At 55.7% G+C, this 16,242-nt stretch carries 13 protein-coding genes; 7 read left to right on the forward strand and 6 right to left on the reverse strand.

Going from position 1 to position 16,242, the window contains the following annotated elements:
• Positions 1–20 precede the first annotated feature (20 nt).
• A complete protein-coding gene (locus IM282_RS18365; RefSeq protein ID WP_023299981.1) occupies positions 21–887 on the reverse strand; it encodes an aldo/keto reductase family oxidoreductase in 867 nt (288 codons plus the stop codon).
• A 144-nt stretch (positions 888–1,031) separates the two neighbouring features.
• Here IM282_RS18365 and IM282_RS18370 point away from each other — a divergent pair, with 144 nt between their 5' ends.
• Entirely contained in the window at positions 1,032–2,690 is a 1,659-nt protein-coding gene (locus IM282_RS18370; protein ID WP_192970707.1) for a methyl-accepting chemotaxis protein, read from the forward strand.
• Between the two features lie 9 nt (positions 2,691–2,699).
• Here IM282_RS18370 and smrA read toward each other — a convergent pair whose 3' ends face one another.
• Both smrA and IM282_RS18380 read right to left on the reverse strand, forming a co-directional pair.
• Positions 2,700–3,263, reverse strand: coding sequence for a DNA endonuclease SmrA (smrA, locus tag IM282_RS18375; protein ID WP_023299979.1), 564 nt, complete (start codon positions 3,261–3,263; stop codon positions 2,700–2,702).
• Between the two features lie 350 nt (positions 3,264–3,613).
• The gene (locus tag IM282_RS18380) at positions 3,614–4,525 is read right to left on the reverse strand and encodes a LysR family transcriptional regulator (protein ID WP_046620072.1); all 912 of its coding nucleotides are present in this window, start codon (positions 4,523–4,525) and stop codon (positions 3,614–3,616) included.
• Positions 4,526–4,700: 175 nt separating this feature from the next.
• On the opposite strand from IM282_RS18380, the gene IM282_RS18385 reads away from it, so the two are divergent.
• The 6 genes from IM282_RS18385 to uspE all read left to right on the forward strand — a co-directional run bounded on the left by IM282_RS18385 (position 4,701) and on the right by uspE (position 11,583).
• Entirely contained in the window at positions 4,701–6,011 is a 1,311-nt protein-coding gene (locus IM282_RS18385; protein WP_192970708.1) for a M20 family metallo-hydrolase, read from the forward strand.
• Positions 6,011–7,456 carry a M20 family metallopeptidase gene (locus tag IM282_RS18390; protein WP_192970709.1) on the forward strand — a complete coding sequence of 482 codons (1,446 nt, stop codon included), beginning with the start codon at positions 6,011–6,013 and terminating at the stop codon, positions 7,454–7,456. The genes IM282_RS18385 and IM282_RS18390 overlap by 1 nt, the downstream gene beginning before the upstream one ends.
• Positions 7,457–7,507: 51 nt before the next feature.
• Positions 7,508–9,034 carry a p-aminobenzoyl-glutamate transporter gene (abgT, locus tag IM282_RS18395; RefSeq protein WP_045622841.1) on the forward strand — a complete coding sequence of 509 codons (1,527 nt, stop codon included), beginning with the start codon at positions 7,508–7,510 and terminating at the stop codon, positions 9,032–9,034.
• A gap of 9 nt (positions 9,035–9,043) precedes the next feature.
• Positions 9,044–9,559 carry a methylated-DNA--[protein]-cysteine S-methyltransferase gene (gene ogt, locus IM282_RS18400; protein WP_045622839.1) on the forward strand — a complete coding sequence of 172 codons (516 nt, stop codon included), beginning with the start codon at positions 9,044–9,046 and terminating at the stop codon, positions 9,557–9,559.
• A 183-nt stretch (positions 9,560–9,742) separates the two neighbouring features.
• Positions 9,743–10,495 (forward strand): fumarate/nitrate reduction transcriptional regulator Fnr, encoded by a 753-nt coding sequence (fnr, locus tag IM282_RS18405; RefSeq protein WP_000611906.1) that lies wholly within the window; start codon positions 9,743–9,745, stop codon positions 10,493–10,495.
• 137 nt (positions 10,496–10,632) lie between these two features.
• A complete protein-coding gene (gene uspE, locus IM282_RS18410) occupies positions 10,633–11,583 on the forward strand; it encodes a universal stress protein UspE (protein ID WP_003857535.1) in 951 nt (316 codons plus the stop codon).
• A gap of 38 nt (positions 11,584–11,621) precedes the next feature.
• Here the strand turns inward: uspE and IM282_RS18415 are convergent, their stop codons facing one another.
• The 3 genes from IM282_RS18415 to pntA form a co-directional block, all read right to left on the reverse strand.
• A complete protein-coding gene (locus IM282_RS18415) occupies positions 11,622–12,734 on the reverse strand; it encodes a mechanosensitive ion channel family protein (RefSeq protein ID WP_022647940.1) in 1,113 nt (370 codons plus the stop codon).
• A gap of 107 nt (positions 12,735–12,841) precedes the next feature.
• Positions 12,842–14,230: a Re/Si-specific NAD(P)(+) transhydrogenase subunit beta gene (gene pntB, locus IM282_RS18420; protein WP_192970710.1), complete on the reverse strand. Its 1,389-nt coding sequence runs from the start codon at positions 14,228–14,230 to the stop codon at positions 12,842–12,844.
• 10 nt (positions 14,231–14,240) lie between these two features.
• On the reverse strand, positions 14,241–15,770 hold the full coding sequence (pntA, locus tag IM282_RS18425) for a Re/Si-specific NAD(P)(+) transhydrogenase subunit alpha (protein ID WP_017384575.1): 1,530 nt from the start codon (positions 15,768–15,770) through the stop codon (positions 14,241–14,243).
• Positions 15,771–16,242: the final 472 nt, after the last annotated feature.

Here is a 16,242-nt window from a genome sequence, read left to right on the forward strand (position 1 = left end):
GGCTTTTGCTGCTGTCTGGATTACTCCACCAGCGTATTTAACGTCTCCAGCGCCTCAGGCGGCAATACCAGATCGGCTGCCGCCAGGTTTTCACGCAGATGCGCCACCGAAGAAGTACCCGGGATCAAGAGGATATTTGGCGAGCGTTGCAGCAGCCATGCCAGCGCCACCTGCATAGGCGTCGCATCCAGTGAATCCGCCACCGCCTGTAGCCCGGAAGATTGCAATGGCGTGAAACCACCCAGTGGGAAGAACGGCACCCAGGCAATCCCCTGCTGCGCCAGCGAATCTACCAGCGCATCGTCACCGCGATTCACCACGTTGTACATGTTCTGTACGCATACCACGGAAACCATCTTCTGCGCTTCAGCCACCTGCGAAGCGGTGACGTTGCTCAGCCCAATATGGCGAACCAGCCCCTGCTGTTGCAGCTCCGCGAGGGTGCTCAGCGGCGCGGCAATCGAGCCTTCCGCTGGTCCGTGGGCGCTAAACATAATCCGCAGGTTAACCACGTCCAGCACATCTCGCTTCAGGTTACGCAGGTTGTCATGCACCGCCTGCGTCAGCTCCTGGGCGGAAAACGCCGGCAGCCAGGAGGCGTCCTCGCCGCGTCGGGCTCCGATCTTGGTCACAATCGTAAGGTCGTCCCGGTAGGGATGAAGCGCCTCGCAAATAAGCTGGTTGGTCACATGGGGGCCGTAAAAATCGCTGGTATCAATGTGATTTACCCCCGACTCTACCGCTTCACGCAACACCGCCAGCGCCGCATTTTTGTCTTTTGGCGGACCAAAAACGCCAGGTCCGGCAAGCTGCATCGCGCCATAGCCAAACCGTTTAACCGTACGCGTTCCGAGCGTGAATGTTCCGCATTTATCTATGCTGCTCATGCTGACCTTCCTCATTAAAATGATCCGGGTTTACAATAGGTTCCGCAACGAAACCATTAGTTAAGCAATAGTAAAATTAAAGTTTAAATTCGCTACGACGATAGTATTGATGTAACCCTGCCTCTTCTATTACGGATGACCGCCATGCTGAAAAATCTGCACGTGATTACCGGTATTATCTTTGCCCTCACCATATTCTGTCTGCTGCAAGTTGTCACGGGAGGGTTGTTCTACTCTGCCGTTAACAACGATCGTCACAACTTTCAGAACTCCGGGTTGCTTAATGCCCAGCAGGAGAGCCTGAGCGACAGTGTGAACACCCTGGTGAAAACGCGCGTTACCGTCACCCGCGTGGCGATCCGCTACCTGAAAAACCAGCGCGACCCGGCCTCTCTCGCAGCGATCAACACGCTGCTGGGCACCGCGAACGGTTCGCTGGCCAAAGCAGAAGACTATTACAAAAACTGGCAGGCGATTCCGCAGGTGAAGGGGCAAAATGCCGCGCTCACCGAAGAGATGCAGAAAGCCTGGAAGAACATGCACGAGGTAATGCGCTTGTCCATTGCGTACTTGCACGCCGATAACTATCAGGCCTATGGCGACCTGGACGCCCAGCAGGCGCAGGATGAGATGGAGGCGGTCTATACCCGCTGGCGCGCGGAAAACAACGTGCTGCTGAAAGCCGCCGCCGAAGAGAACCAGAACAGCTTTACCCAGATGCAGTGGACGCTGGCGGCGATCTTCCTGACCGTTATCGCCGTGCTGGTTGTGATCTGGCAGGGTTTACAGCACCTGCTCCTGAGACCGCTCAACGCCATCATGAACCATATTCGCACCATCGCGAGCGGCGATCTGACGCAAAACGTCGCGATTACCGGGCGCAACGAAATGGGCCAGCTGGCCGCCGGTCTGCATGAGATGCAACAGTCGCTGGTCAGCACCGTCAGCGCCGTGCGCGGCAGCACAGATTCTATCTACACGGGCGCAGGAGAAATTGCCGCCGGGAGTAACGACCTTTCCGCCCGAACCGAGCAGCAGGCAGCCTCGCTGGAAGAGACCGCCGCCAGCATGGAAGAGCTGACGGCCACGGTGAAACAGAACTCGGATAACGCTCGTCAGGCGACGCTGCTGGCAAAGAATGCGTCTGAAACCGCCGCACGCGGCGGCCAGGTGGTGAATAATGTAGTGCGTACCATGAATGACATTGCCGACAGTTCTCAGCAAATTGCGCATATCACCGGCGTTATCGATAGCATTGCCTTCCAGACCAACATTCTGGCGCTCAACGCGGCGGTTGAAGCCGCCCGTGCCGGCGAACAAGGCCGCGGCTTTGCGGTCGTGGCAGGCGAAGTACGGACGCTGGCCAGCCGCAGCGCGCAGGCGGCAAAAGAGATCAAAGGGCTTATTGAAAACTCCGTCAGCCGGGTGAATACCGGCTCGGAACAGGTGAGCGAGGCGGGTGCGACCATGAAAGAGATCGTCGCGGCCGTGACACGCGTAACCGATATTATGGCTGAAATCTCGTCGGCGTCTGACGAGCAAAGCCGCGGTATTGAACAGGTCAGCCTGGCGGTCTCGCAGATGGACAGCGTAACGCAGCAAAACGCCGCGCTGGTACAGGAGTCGGCAACGGCGGCGGCGGCGCTGGAAGATCAGTCTGAACAGCTGCGCCAGGCCGTGGCGGCATTCCGGCTGAACATGCAGGAAAACACCGCTCCGCGGCCAAAAAATACAAAAGCACCGCAACTGTTGCGTCCCGCCACGGTCAGTGCCTCAGGTGACACAAACTGGGAGACGTTCTAGGCCTTACCGTTAACGGCTGCGCTTGGCGTGACGTTCCCAGTTCTCCTGTTTCGCCTCATCGGATTTTCGGAGTGAAACATAACATGCCCCGCTGCCGCCGTGATGCGGCAGCGCCACGCAGAAAGCCTGCACGTCCTCGAACTCAGTTAACCAGCGGGCAAGATAACTGCGCACCACGTTCGGGTGCGAATTCTGCTCGCGGCCCTTCCCGTGAATGATAATCAGGTTACGTAAACCGTCGCGGCTGGCCTGGCGAATGAAGGCGTACAGCATCTGGCGGCAGCGTTCGGCGGGCTGACGCAACAGATTTAAGCTGGCCTGTCGGGCGTATTTACCCGAGCGCAGCTTGTCAATAACGCCCTGCTGAACGCCCTCGCGCTGGAACATCAGCGGCTCTTCAAGCGGCAAGAGTTCCAGGAAACCCAGTGTGAGAAAGTTGTCGAGCTGCTCGGTATCGATCTCCTGGCGAACCCGGGTATTACGGCTTTGCTGCCAGTGGATATCGGTGCAGCGTTTCAGGGGCTGGACATCCTCCATGGCGTCAAGAAAAAGTGATTTGTCGTCAGGGTTCATGGAAATCCTCCGGGCACATCGGGGCTTGTACTATACCTGCACCGGGCAGGGGCCTCAATAACCCTTACCGCAAGGGGCAAGATAAATATTAATCTGATGAATATATATAGCTACCATTAAAGTTATTTAAATATTACTTAACTAAAACTACAGCAGAGTTAAAATAAGTGATTTGCGTTGAAATTTTGTAAAACCAATGACGTGCCGCCTTTCTTTTTTCAGGAAAGATGTTATACCTAAATATACCTGCCTCATGGATATAATACCCAGGATTTGCGAAAGGACGCACTGCTGTGTGTACTGTAGGGTCTGTCTGATGTCGGACAGGCTCTATTTTTTCTTTGGCAATTTCACGATAAAACTATTTTTCTCGCTTCCCTTCTGAATTGTGTAATTAATGATTCAGCCAGGGGCGTCTGGCGTGCATCACGGCGCTGAATTAAATAATAGGCCGCTCTGGGAAGTGTTTCCACAACCGGCAGCATGACCAGCCGGTGCGCCAGCAGCGGGTCGCAGCCCAGCTCCTGCGGCAGCACGCTCAGGAAGTCACTTTGTGCGACAAGGCTAATACAGGACGAAAAGGTTTCGCAAACGACGCCAATACGCGGTATCTGCGAGCGATGATGAAATATATCCTCAAGCTGCTTATAATAACTTCCCCGCGGCGTTGGCATTGTCCAGTTATAATGAAGAAGTTCATTAATAGAGGTAGCCCCCAACGCCGGATGTCCTTCCCGACAAAATACCGCAAAAGGTTTCTCAAAGAGTTTTTCAAACGTAAATTCGTGATCGTAAGGCCCCTGATAATAGGTATTGATGGTAAAGTCCAGCTCACCCTGGCGTAATTCATTGATCATTGATACCAGCTGACCTTCCATAATCCGCACCTTGATCTGAGGATGCTGCGCATGAAAACGGGAGATAACGGCGGGCATCAGGCTGCGCGCCACGCTGGCACCCATCCCAATATTGATCTGCCCGGTCAGCTCCCCCTGACGCTGACGGATATCATCCTGCGCTGCGCGAAGCTCTTCCAGAATTAAATTAGCGCGGTGATAAAACCCTTCCCCGCACTCGGTCAGGGCGACACCTTTACTCCGGCGTACAAACAGCTGTGCCGCCATGCCCTCTTCCAGCTCTTTAATGGATTTAGTCAGCGCGGGCTGCGAAAGATTCAGCACCCGGCTGGCTCCGCGAATACTGCCCTGACGCGCCACTTCGACAAAAGCCCGAATTTGATGAAATTTAATCTGAAATGACATAACCCGACCGATAACCGTTGTTTATCAGAGTAAAGAAACTGTCATCTACTTTAATGGAATCGGATGTGCGAGGGTAATTCCTGAACGGTTAAAACTGTGAAAAATCGCTTAGTGATAAGTAAAAACTATCACAGCGTGAAGCAGTTCACATATTTTAATGATGACAGGAAAAGATATGAACGCACTGGCGCAGTACATCCACACATTAGCCCCCCAACTGAGCGCATGGCGTCGCGATTTTCACCATTTCGCGGAATCCGGCTGGGTGGAGTTTCGCACAGCCGCGAAAGTCTCGGAGATCCTGGACTCGCTGGGTTACGAGCTGGCGATGGGTCGCGATGTCGTGGATGCCGAAAGCCGGATGGGGTTGCCCGATGACGCAACCCTGGCGCGGGAATTTGCCCGCGCCCGCGCGCAAGGCGCACCGGAGAAATGGCTCGCGCCGTTCGAAGGCGGGTTCACCGGCATTGTCGCGACCCTGAATACTGGTCGCCCCGGCCCGACGCTGGCCTTTCGCGTGGACATGGATGCGCTTGATCTGAGCGAAGCGCATGACGACAGCCACCGGCCGTACCGCGACGGTTTTGCCTCCTGCAACCCGGGCATGATGCACGCCTGCGCGCACGACGGCCACACCACCATTGGTCTGGGGCTGGCGCAGGTGCTTAAGCAGCATGAAGCCCAGCTCAACGGCACCATCAAACTGATCTTCCAGCCTGCCGAAGAGGGCACGCGCGGCGCCCGCGCTATGGTCGCTGCAGGGGCGCTGGACGACGTGGACTACTTTACCGCCATTCATATTGGAACTGGCGTTCCGGAAGGGACGGTGATCTGCGGCAGCGATAACTTCATGGCGACCACCAAATTTGACGTGCGCTTTACCGGCGTTGCCGCACACGCTGGTGGTAAACCGGAAGAGGGCCGTAACGCCCTGCTCGCGGCGGCCCAGGCCGCTATCGCGCTGCATGGCATCGCGCCACACAGCGAAGGCGCGTCCCGGGTTAACGTCGGAGTCATGCAGGCGGGCAGCGGACGCAACGTGGTTCCGGCTGATGCGTTGCTTAAGGTTGAAACCCGCGGCGAAAGCGAGGCCATTAATCATTATGTCTTTGAGCGCGCGCAGGCGGTGATTACCGGCGCGGCGGCGCTCTACGGCGTAACAGCCGGGATAAACCTGATGGGGGCGGCGACCTCCAGTGCCCCCTCCCCGGCCTGGGTCGATTATCTGCGCGAACAGGCAAGCCAGGTGCCCGGCGTGACTCATGCCATTAATAAGGTCAAAGCGCCTGCGGGCTCCGAAGATGCCACGCTGATGATGGCCCGCGTGCAGCAGAACGGCGGCATGGCCTCGTATATGGTCTTCGGCACCGAACTGAGCGCCGGACATCACAACGAAAAATTCGATTTTGATGAGCAGGTGATGAACGTTGCCATCGAAACACTGGCGCGAACTGCGCTTAATTTCCCGTGGACGCGAGGTGTGTAATGCAGGAGAACTACGCTTTTATCGCTGATGCCATCGACACGCGATGTCAGACGTTTACCGATATTGCCGACGACATCTGGGATCATCCCGAAACGCGCTTTGAAGAGTTCTGGTCCGCCGAACGGCTTGCCAGCGCGCTGGAAGCCGAGGGCTTTACCCTGATGCGGGAAGCCGGAGGCATTCCCAACGCCTTTATTGCCAGCTACGGCAGCGGCAAGCCCGTTATCGCCCTTCTGGGCGAATACGACGCCCTGGCCGGGTTGAGCCAGCAGGCGCACTGCGCGACGGCGCAATCCGCCACCCCGGGGGCTAACGGCCATGGCTGCGGGCATAACCTGTTGGGTACTGCTGCCTTTGCCGGTGCGGTGGCGGTGAAAAGCTGGCTGGAACAGCACGGCGGCAGCGGAACGGTACGATTTTACGGCTGCCCCGGCGAGGAAGGCGGCTCCGGTAAAACCTTTATGGTGCGTGAAGGATTATTTGACGACGTGGACGCTGCCGTGACCTGGCATCCGGAAGCCTTTGCCGGGATGTTTAACGTCAGCACGCTGGCCAATATTCAGGCCGCCTGGCGGTTTAAGGGGATCGCCGCCCACGCCGCAAACTCCCCACATCTGGGACGTAGCGCGCTGGATGCCGTGACGTTGATGACCACCGGCACAAACTTCCTCAACGAACACATCATTGAAAAAGCGCGCGTTCATTACGCCATCACCGATACCGGCGGAATTTCGCCTAACGTGGTGCAGGCTCAGGCAGAAGTGCTGTACCTGATCCGCGCTCCGGAGATGGCCGATGCGCAGCAGATCTACGCGCGCATCGAGAAAATCGCCCAGGGCGCGGCGATGATGACCGAAACCACTGTCGAGTGTCGCTTTGATAAAGCCTGCTCCAGCTATCTGCCGAACCGTACGCTCGAAGGGGCCATGTACCGCGCATTGCAGCATTACGGCACGCCGGACTGGACGGAAGAAGAACGCGAATTTGCCCGTGAAATCCGCGCCACGCTCACGGCAAACGACCTGCAAAACAGCCTGAAAAACATAGCCGCAACGGGAGCCGAAGAGGGAAAAGCCTTTGCCCGACGCCATCACGAAACGCTACTGGTGGATGAAGTTGCCCCTTACGCCATCACCGATAACGTGCTGGCAGGCTCCACCGACGTGGGGGATGTCAGCTGGAAGATGCCTGTCGCACAGTGCTTTAGCCCCTGTTTTACCGTCGGCACCCCGCTGCATACCTGGCAATTGGTGGCGCAGGGGCGTACCTCTATTGCCCATAAAGGCATGCTGCTGGCCGGAAAAGTGATGGGCGCGACCGCGCTGCATCTGCTTCAGGATGCCGACCTGCTGCGAAAATGTCGGGAAGAATTTGAACAACACATAACAGAAAAACCGTACGAGTGTCCGATCCCACAGGACGTGACACCGTCACCTTTAAAATAAAAAAACACAACACAACACAACACAACACAACAACAGTCCCGAGGAACGCCCATGAGTATGTCATCCATACCTTCGCATTCCCCATCCGGTAAGCTCTATGGCTGGGTTGAAAGGATCGGCAATAAAGTGCCGCACCCTTTCCTGCTTTTTATCTATTTAATTGTCATCCTGATGGTCGCGACAGCCGTGCTGTCCGCCTTTGATGTGAGCGTGCGCAGCCCGGCCGACGGCAGCATGGTGGCCGTAAAAAATCTGCTCAGCGTGGAGGGGTTGCACTGGTTTTTGCCGAACGTGATTAAAAACTTCAGCGGTTTTGCGCCGCTGGGCGCCATCCTGGCGCTGGTGTTAGGCGCGGGTCTGGCCGAACGCGTGGGTCTGCTGCCCGCGCTGATGGTGAAAATGGCCTCGCACGTCAGCGCGCGTTATGCCAGCTATATGGTGCTGTTTATTGCCTTCTTCAGCCATATCTCGTCCGACGCGGCGCTGGTGATCATGCCGCCGATGGGGGCGCTGATTTTCCTCGCCGTTGGCCGTCATCCTGTTGCGGGCCTGCTGTCGGCGATCGCGGGCGTCGGCTGTGGGTTTACCGCTAACCTGCTTATTGTGACCACCGATGTGCTGCTCTCCGGCATCAGCACGGAGGCAGCCAGCACCATCGATGCGGCCATGCACGTCAGCGTGATCGACAACTGGTACTTTATGGCCAGTTCGGTGATTGTCCTGACGATTGTCGGGGGGCTGATTACCGATAAGATCGTTGAGCCGCGCCTGGGTAAATGGGAAGGCCGGAGCGATGAAAAGCTGGAGACGCTGAGCAAAGAGCAGCAGTTCGGCCTGCGCGTCGCCGGGATCGTCTCGCTGGCGTTCATTGCGGCTGTGGCGCTGATGGTGGTGCCGGAGAATGGCGTGTTGCGCGATCCGATCAAACACACCGTACTTCCCTCGCCGTTTATTCAAGGTATTGTGCCGCTGATAATTCTCTTCTTCTTCGTCGTTTCGCTCGCCTACGGCATCGCTACCGGTAAAATCCGCCGTCAGGGAGATCTGCCGCACCTGATGATCGAGCCGATGAAGGAGATGGCGGGTTTTATCGTGATGGTGTTCCCGCTGGCGCAGTTTGTGGCCATGTTTAACTGGAGCAACATGGGCAAGTTTATGGCCGTGAGCCTGACGGACGCGCTGGAGGCGGCGGGGTTGAGCGGGGTTCCGGCGTTTGTCGGCCTGGCGCTGCTGTCGTCCCTGCTGTGCATGTTTATTGCCAGCGGGTCGGCCATCTGGTCGATTCTGGCCCCCATCTTTGTCCCCATGTTTATGATGCTCGGCTTTCATCCGGCGTTCGCCCAGATCCTGTTCCGTGTCGCCGATTCTTCGGTGATCCCGCTGGCGCCCGTGTCACCCTTCGTTCCGCTGTTTTTAGGCTTCCTGCAACGCTACAGACCGGAGGCTAAGCTGGGTACCTACTATTCGCTGGTCTTGCCCTATCCGCTTATCTTCTTAGGGGTATGGCTGGTGATGCTGGTGGCGTGGTATCTTGTCGGCCTGCCGATTGGACCGGGTGTTTACCCGAGGCTGAACTAAGGAGTACTGATGCTGAGATTACTCGAAGACAAGATTGCGACGCCGCTGGGGCCGCTGTGGGTTATCGCGGATGAAGCGTTCAATCTGCGCGCGGTTGAATGGGAAGAGCACAGCGACCGGATGGTTGAGCTGCTCAACATCCATTATCGCGCCGAGGGTTACGAGCGTATTACTGCCCATAATCCTGGCGGGCTGAGCGATAAACTGACGGCCTACTTCGAGGGCGATCTCAGCATTATTAATACCCTGCCAACCGCCACGGCGGGTACCCCTTTCCAGCGCGAGGTGTGGCAGGCGCTGCGTAATATTCCCTGCGGGCAGGTGATGCACTACGGTCAGCTGGCAGAACAGCTTGGCCGTGCCGGTGCGGCGCGCGCGGTCGGTGCGGCAAATGGCTCTAACCCCGTCAGCATTGTGGTGCCTTGCCATCGCGTGATTGGGCGCAACGGCACCCTCACCGGCTATGCCGGGGGCGTACAGCGTAAAGAGTGGCTGCTGCGTCACGAAGGGTATTTTCTGCTGTAATTCCCAGGCTTTTTGTGCTTAATTTTCTTCCTGTTAGGCTAATAATCCTTAATCATTCTGTGGAATTTCAAGGAGATGGCAGCTCGCTGCCGTCTCTTGTCTTTATTGGGGGTTTGCCAGACTTACGTCCTTACCAAAAAGATGTTAAAATTGACCAATATCAATTAAGGCTTGAGCAAACCTATGATCCCGGAAAAGCGAATTATACGACGCATTCAGTCTGGCGGTTGTGCTATCCATTGCCAGGATTGCAGCATCAGCCAGCTCTGTATCCCGTTTACTCTGAATGAGCATGAACTCGATCAGCTTGACAATATCATCGAGCGCAAAAAGCCTATTCAGAAAGGGCAGACGCTGTTTAAAGCGGGAGACGAACTGAAATCGCTCTATGCTATCCGTTCTGGCACCATCAAAAGCTACACCATTACCGAACAGGGCGACGAGCAGATCACTGGCTTCCATCTGGCGGGCGATTTAGTCGGCTTTGACGCCATCGGCAGTGGCCATCACCCGAGCTTTGCTCAGGCGCTGGAAACCTCTATGGTTTGTGAAATCCCGTTTGAAACGCTGGACGATCTGTCCGGTAAGATGCCGAACCTGCGTCAGCAGATGATGCGTCTGATGAGCGGTGAGATCAAAGGCGATCAGGATATGATCCTGCTGCTTTCCAAAAAGAATGCCGAAGAGCGTCTGGCCGCCTTTATCTATAACCTCTCCCGCCGTTTCGCGGAACGTGGCTTCTCCCCACGCGAATTCCGTCTGACCATGACGCGTGGCGATATTGGTAACTATCTGGGCCTGACCGTGGAAACCATCAGCCGTCTGCTGGGTCGTTTCCAGAAGAGCGGAATGCTGGCGGTTAAAGGTAAGTACATCACCATTGAAAACGGTGAAGCGCTGGCCATTCTGGCGGGTCACTCACGTAACGTGGCATAACTCTCCCGGATATCTTATGCCAGGTCGATAAATTTTCATGATTATTGATCTGGCAAAAACTTCCCCCCTGTTTCATTCAAGATATATAGGTTACTCTTTTACTTACAGACTGTGGTGACAGTAGTAAGGAGACCTGTATGGCAAAGTATCAAAATATGCTGGTGGCTATCGATCCGAATCAGGACGATCAGCCAGCATTACGACGTGCTGTGTATTTACATCAACGGATTGGTGGCAAAATTAAAGCCTTTTTGCCGATTTATGACTTCTCATACGAGATGACCACCCTTCTGTCGCCTGACGAGCGCACCGCTATGCGTCAGGGAGTGATCAGCCAGCGTACCGCGTGGATCCGCGAGCAGGCGAAGTATTATCTGGAAGCGGGCGTACCTATCGATATCAAGGTGGTCTGGCACAACCGTCCTTTCGAAGCCATTATTCAGGAAGTGGTGGCCGGTGGGCATGACCTGCTGCTGAAAATGGCGCACCAGCATGACAAACTGGAATCCGTGATTTTCACCCCGACCGACTGGCACCTGCTGCGCAAATGCCCTTGTCCGGTATGGATGGTGAAAGATCAGCCGTGGCCTGAGGGCGGGAAAGCCGTCGTGGCGGTCAATCTGGCCAGCGAAGAGGATTATCACAATTCGCTGAACGAGAAGCTGGTGAAGGAGACCCTTCAGCTTGCCGACCAGGTTAACCATACCGAAGTCCATCTGGTGGGAGCCTATCCGGTTACGCCAATCAATATCGCCATCGAGCTGCCTGAATTTGACCCGAGCGTGTATAACGATGCGATTCGCGGTCAGCATCTGCTGGCCATGAAAGCGCTGCGCCAGAAATTCAGTATCGATGAGAACATGACCCACGTAGAAAAAGGGTTACCGGAAGAGGTTATTCCGGATCTGGCGGAGCATTTGCAGGCCGGGATTGTGGTGCTGGGCACCATTGGCCGGACCGGTATTTCTGCCGCGTTCCTGGGTAATACCGCCGAGCAGGTGATCGACCATCTTCGCTGCGACCTTCTGGTTATCAAGCCGGATCAGTATCAGACGCCGGTTGAACTGGACGATGAGGAAGACGATTGACCCCAAAATGAAAGCCCGCCGGTAACGGCGGGCTTTTTTTATTGCGCTTCGCTCAACCGTTGCGCCGGTGCCTCGTCGCCAGCATTCATCCAGGGCGCGTGCAGAACCATGCTCGGCAGCGCCAGCTTGATCTCCTGCTGGTTCAGCCCCTCCAGAATACGAATATTGATCTCCTGCTGAATATCCATGTACTTGTTGTAATCCGCCGTATTAACGATATGGACCACCTCGAAGGTCAGGCGATCGCGATCGAAGCCCAGGAAATGGGCGCGGTCAAACTTCGTTTCCCCGACGTCGGTAATGATCTGTTTGACCATATCACCCACTGAACGCAGTTTTTCCGGCGCCGTGTCGCTGGCGACCCCGAAGGTAAAGACGATCCGGCGCGTTTGCATCCGCTTGTAGTTATGCAGCGTCTGTTGCAGCAGGATGGCGTTCCCGCAGACAATCTGCTCCCCGCTCAGGCTACGGATACGGGTGGTTTTCAGGCCGATGTGCTCTACCGTCCCGGCGACATCGTTAAACACCACAAAATCGCCGATTTCGAACGGCTTATCAAAACCGATGGAGAGCGATGCAAACACGTCGCTCAGGATCGTTTGCACCGCGAGGGCGATAGCAATACCCCCTACCCCAAGGCTGGCAACCAGAGCAGTGATGTTGACGCCCGCGTTAGCAAGAATAGACAGCAGCATCACTGACCAGACAATGGCACGGAGGATAAGCCCCGTGATCACCAACGTCACCGGGTTTTTATGGCTTCCCGGCGCCAGCATGACGTGACGAAGCCACGACACCACCCCCTGATCCATCCACAGCGCCACCTGGATGGCGAAGACCAGGAACCAGGCGTGGCTCACGGTACCAAAGAGATGATCCGGTAAGTCGACGAAACGCAGGCTGAACAGCAGCGCCACGACAAAAAGCAGGAAGCGGCTGGTGCGGTTAAGCATATCCGTCAGGATAAAACGCATCCGGTTGGTGGTGGGATGCTTGTCGCCCCAGGTGGTGATCCCTTTCTTAACAAAGGCGATCAGGCGCGTCAGCAGCCAGTACACCAGCAGAGTTACAAAGACTACCGTGGCGACGCCAATCCAGAATGATGGCGTCATCATCAGCGCGATGATGTCAAAGCGGGACAGAAATTGCATTACACCTCCTCGTATTACACAAAGGGTAAAGTATAGACAGAGGAGAATGGCTGACCGCAGAAATAAGAAAACCGCCCCCAGGGGCGGTTTGACAGGATGAAGCGGAATTAAAGAGATTTCAGAATCGCATCCACGCTGGCCTTGGCGTCGCCAAACAGCATGTGGGTGTTATCTTTAAAGAACAGCGGGTTCTGCACGCCAGCATAGCCGGTGTTCATAGAGCGTTTGAAGACAATGACGTTCTGCGCCTTCCACACTTCGAGAACAGGCATACCCGCAATCGGGCTGCGCGGATCGTCCTGCGCCGCCGGGTTAACGGTGTCGTTGGCGCCAATCACCAGCACGGTGTCGGTGTCGGCGAAATCATCGTTGATCTCGTCCATTTCCAGCACGATGTCGTAAGGCACCTTCGCTTCCGCCAGCAGCACGTTCATGTGGCCTGGCAGACGCCCCGCCACCGGGTGAATACCAAAGCGAACCTTGATACCGCGCGCGCGCAGTTTCTCGGTGATTTCCGCCACCGGATACTGCGCCTGCGCCACCGCCATGCCATAGCCCGGGGTGATGATAACGGAATGCGAGTTTTTCAGCATCTCTGCGGTGTCTTCTGCACTGATTTCACGGTGTTCACCCACTTCCTCATCAGAACCGGTTGATGAACCGTCAGAACCGAAGCCACCCGCGATGACGCTGATAAACGAGCGGTTCATCGCCTTACACATGATGTAAGACAGGATCGCACCGGAAGAACCGACCAGCGCACCGGTGACAATCAGCAGGTCGTTGCTCAGCATAAAGCCTGCTGCTGCCGCTGCCCAACCGGAGTAGGAGTTCAGCATGGAGACGACTACCGGCATATCTGCCCCGCCGATAGACGCCACCAAATGCCAGCCGAAGGCTAGCGCGATGATGGTCATCACCAGTAACGCCAGCACCTGCAAGCCTACGCTTTCGGTACGCACGAAGACCACCAGCAGCACAAAGGAAACGACCAGCGCCGCCAGATTCAGCTTGTGGCGGTTAGGCAGCATCAGCGGTTTGGAAGAGATCTTCCCGCGCAGTTTGCAGAACGCCACGATTGAGCCGGTGAAGGTCACCGCACCAATGAAGATGCCGAGGAACACTTCGGTCAGGTGGATGTTCACCAGAATCGGTTCCAGACCCGGTTCGTGGTACAGATAGCTGTTGAAGCCCACCAGCACCGCGGCCAGACCCACGAAGCTGTGCAGAATAGCAACCAGCTCCGGCATCTCGGTCATTTCAACGCGTTTCGCCAGACGAATACCAATCGCACCACCGATGATCATCGCCACCAGGATCCACGCCACGTTGCCGGTGTCCGGCCCAAAGATGGTGGCAATCAGCGCAATCGCCATCCCGGCGATACCAAAGTTATTTCCCTGCTGAGACGTTTCGTGTTTGGAAAGCCCCGCCAGACTGAAAATAAACAGGATTGCAGCAACAATGTATGCGGCTGTAACTAATCCTCCAGACATATGCTACCCCTTAGCCTTTACGAAACATTTTCAGCATGCGCTGAGTCACGGTGAAACCACCGAAAATATTGATACTGGCGATCAGCACTGCAATGAAGCTCAGGAAGCTGATCCAGCCGCCATGACCAATTTGCAGCAATGCCCCAACCACGATAATCCCGGAGATGGCATTGGTAACCGACATCAGCGGGGTATGCAGCGCATGGGAAACGTTCCACACGACGTAGTAACCCACCACGCAGGAGAGCGCGAAGACGGTGAAGTGGCCAAGGAACTCTTTTGGCGCGACGTCCGCCAGCCAGCCAAACAGGATAATGACCAGCGCCATGATGGCGTATTTGCGCCACGGCGACGCAGGTTTCGCTGGTTCTGCAGGCTCAGGCGCCGCTTTCGGCGCAGCCTGAGGCTGAGCGGAAACCTGTATCGGCGGTGCAGGCCAGGTGATTTCCCCTTCACGCACCACGGTCACGCCGCGCACCACCACATCATCAAAATCAACGGTGATGTTGCCGTCTTTCTCTTTGCAGAGCAGCTTCAGCAGATTAACGAGGTTCGTGCCGTACAGCTGAGAGGACTGGGTTGGCAGACGTCCTGGCAGGTCGGTATAACCGATCACCTTCACGCCGTTCGCGGTCGTCGTGACCTGATTTGGCACGGTATACTCACAGTTACCGCCGTTTTGCGCCGCCAGATCGACAATCACGCTGCCCGGCTGCATGGAATCCACCATCTCACGGGTGATCAGCTTCGGTGCCGGTTTACCCGGAATAAGCGCGGTGGTGACAATGATGTCCACCTCTTTTGCCTGCGCCGCAAAGAGCGCCATTTCCGCCTTAATAAAGGCTTCAGACATGACCTTCGCGTAACCATCACCGCTGCCCGCTTCTTCCTTGAAGTCCAGCTCAAGGAATTCGGCGCCCATACTCTGCACCTGCTCCTTCACTTCCGGCCGGGTATCAAACGCACGAACAATAGCGCCCAGGCTGTTTGCGGCCCCAATAGCGGCAAGACCTGCCACACCGGCACCAATTACCATCACCTTCGCGGGTGGTACTTTGCCTGCGGCCGTAATTTGACCGGTAAAGAAGCGACCAAACTCATGCGCAGCTTCGACAATGGCGCGATAGCCGGCAATGTTTGCCATAGAACTCAGCGCATCCAGAGACTGCGCGCGCGAAATACGCGGCACGGAATCCATCGCCATCACGGTGACACCGCGTGCCGCCAGCTTCTCCATCAGCTCCGGGTTTTGGGCTGGCCAGACAAAGCTCACAAGCGTCGTGCCCGCGTTCAGCAGTTCAATTTCACTCTCTTCCGGTGCGTTTACCTTCAGAATAATGGGTGATTGCCAGACCTCAGCACCGTCCACTACGTCCGCGCCAGCCTGAGTAAAGGCCTCGTCATCGAAACTCGCCAGTTTGCCCGCGCCGCTTTCAATCGCGACGGTAAAACCCAGTTTAAGCAGTTGCTCCACCGTTTTTGGTGTTGCCGCTACGCGGGTTTCATTGGCTAACCGTTCTTTTGGTACCCCAATACGCATAGTTTTCCCTTCCATCGGTTTGTGATGATGGTTTGTCGATAATTGCCCGCGGCTCGTATCAATTTTCACCATCGCGATAACGACGGAGAATGATTAACCCCGGAAAATAAAACAGTAACAAACTTTCTATAACCTACTGAAAATAGCGCCCGTGATCTACCGCCAGAAAACACTATTTCTTATTTTATCTGTGAAAAATAAGCGATCGGGGTCACTGACAGAGATATTTACCTCAAATTCGCCTTCAGGACCGATAAATCGCGCAAGCGAAGCGGTAAAAACATGATATAGCGCCATAAAAGAACAACTCATTAACATTAAATTAACTTGTAAAAGTCATATGCTTAATCAGTTTTTCTTGTGAAACGCCTGTTTTTTCCACATATCACAAAATGTTATCGAATCAGGTCCTTTGCTGAGCACAGGCTGTGAAAAATGCCGCAGACAGCGACGGGTGTTAAATGCCATAATC

It is taken from the genome of Enterobacter cloacae complex sp. P29RS, assembly GCF_014893445.1.
Classification (GTDB): Bacteria; Pseudomonadota; Gammaproteobacteria; order Enterobacterales; family Enterobacteriaceae; genus Enterobacter; species Enterobacter intestinihominis.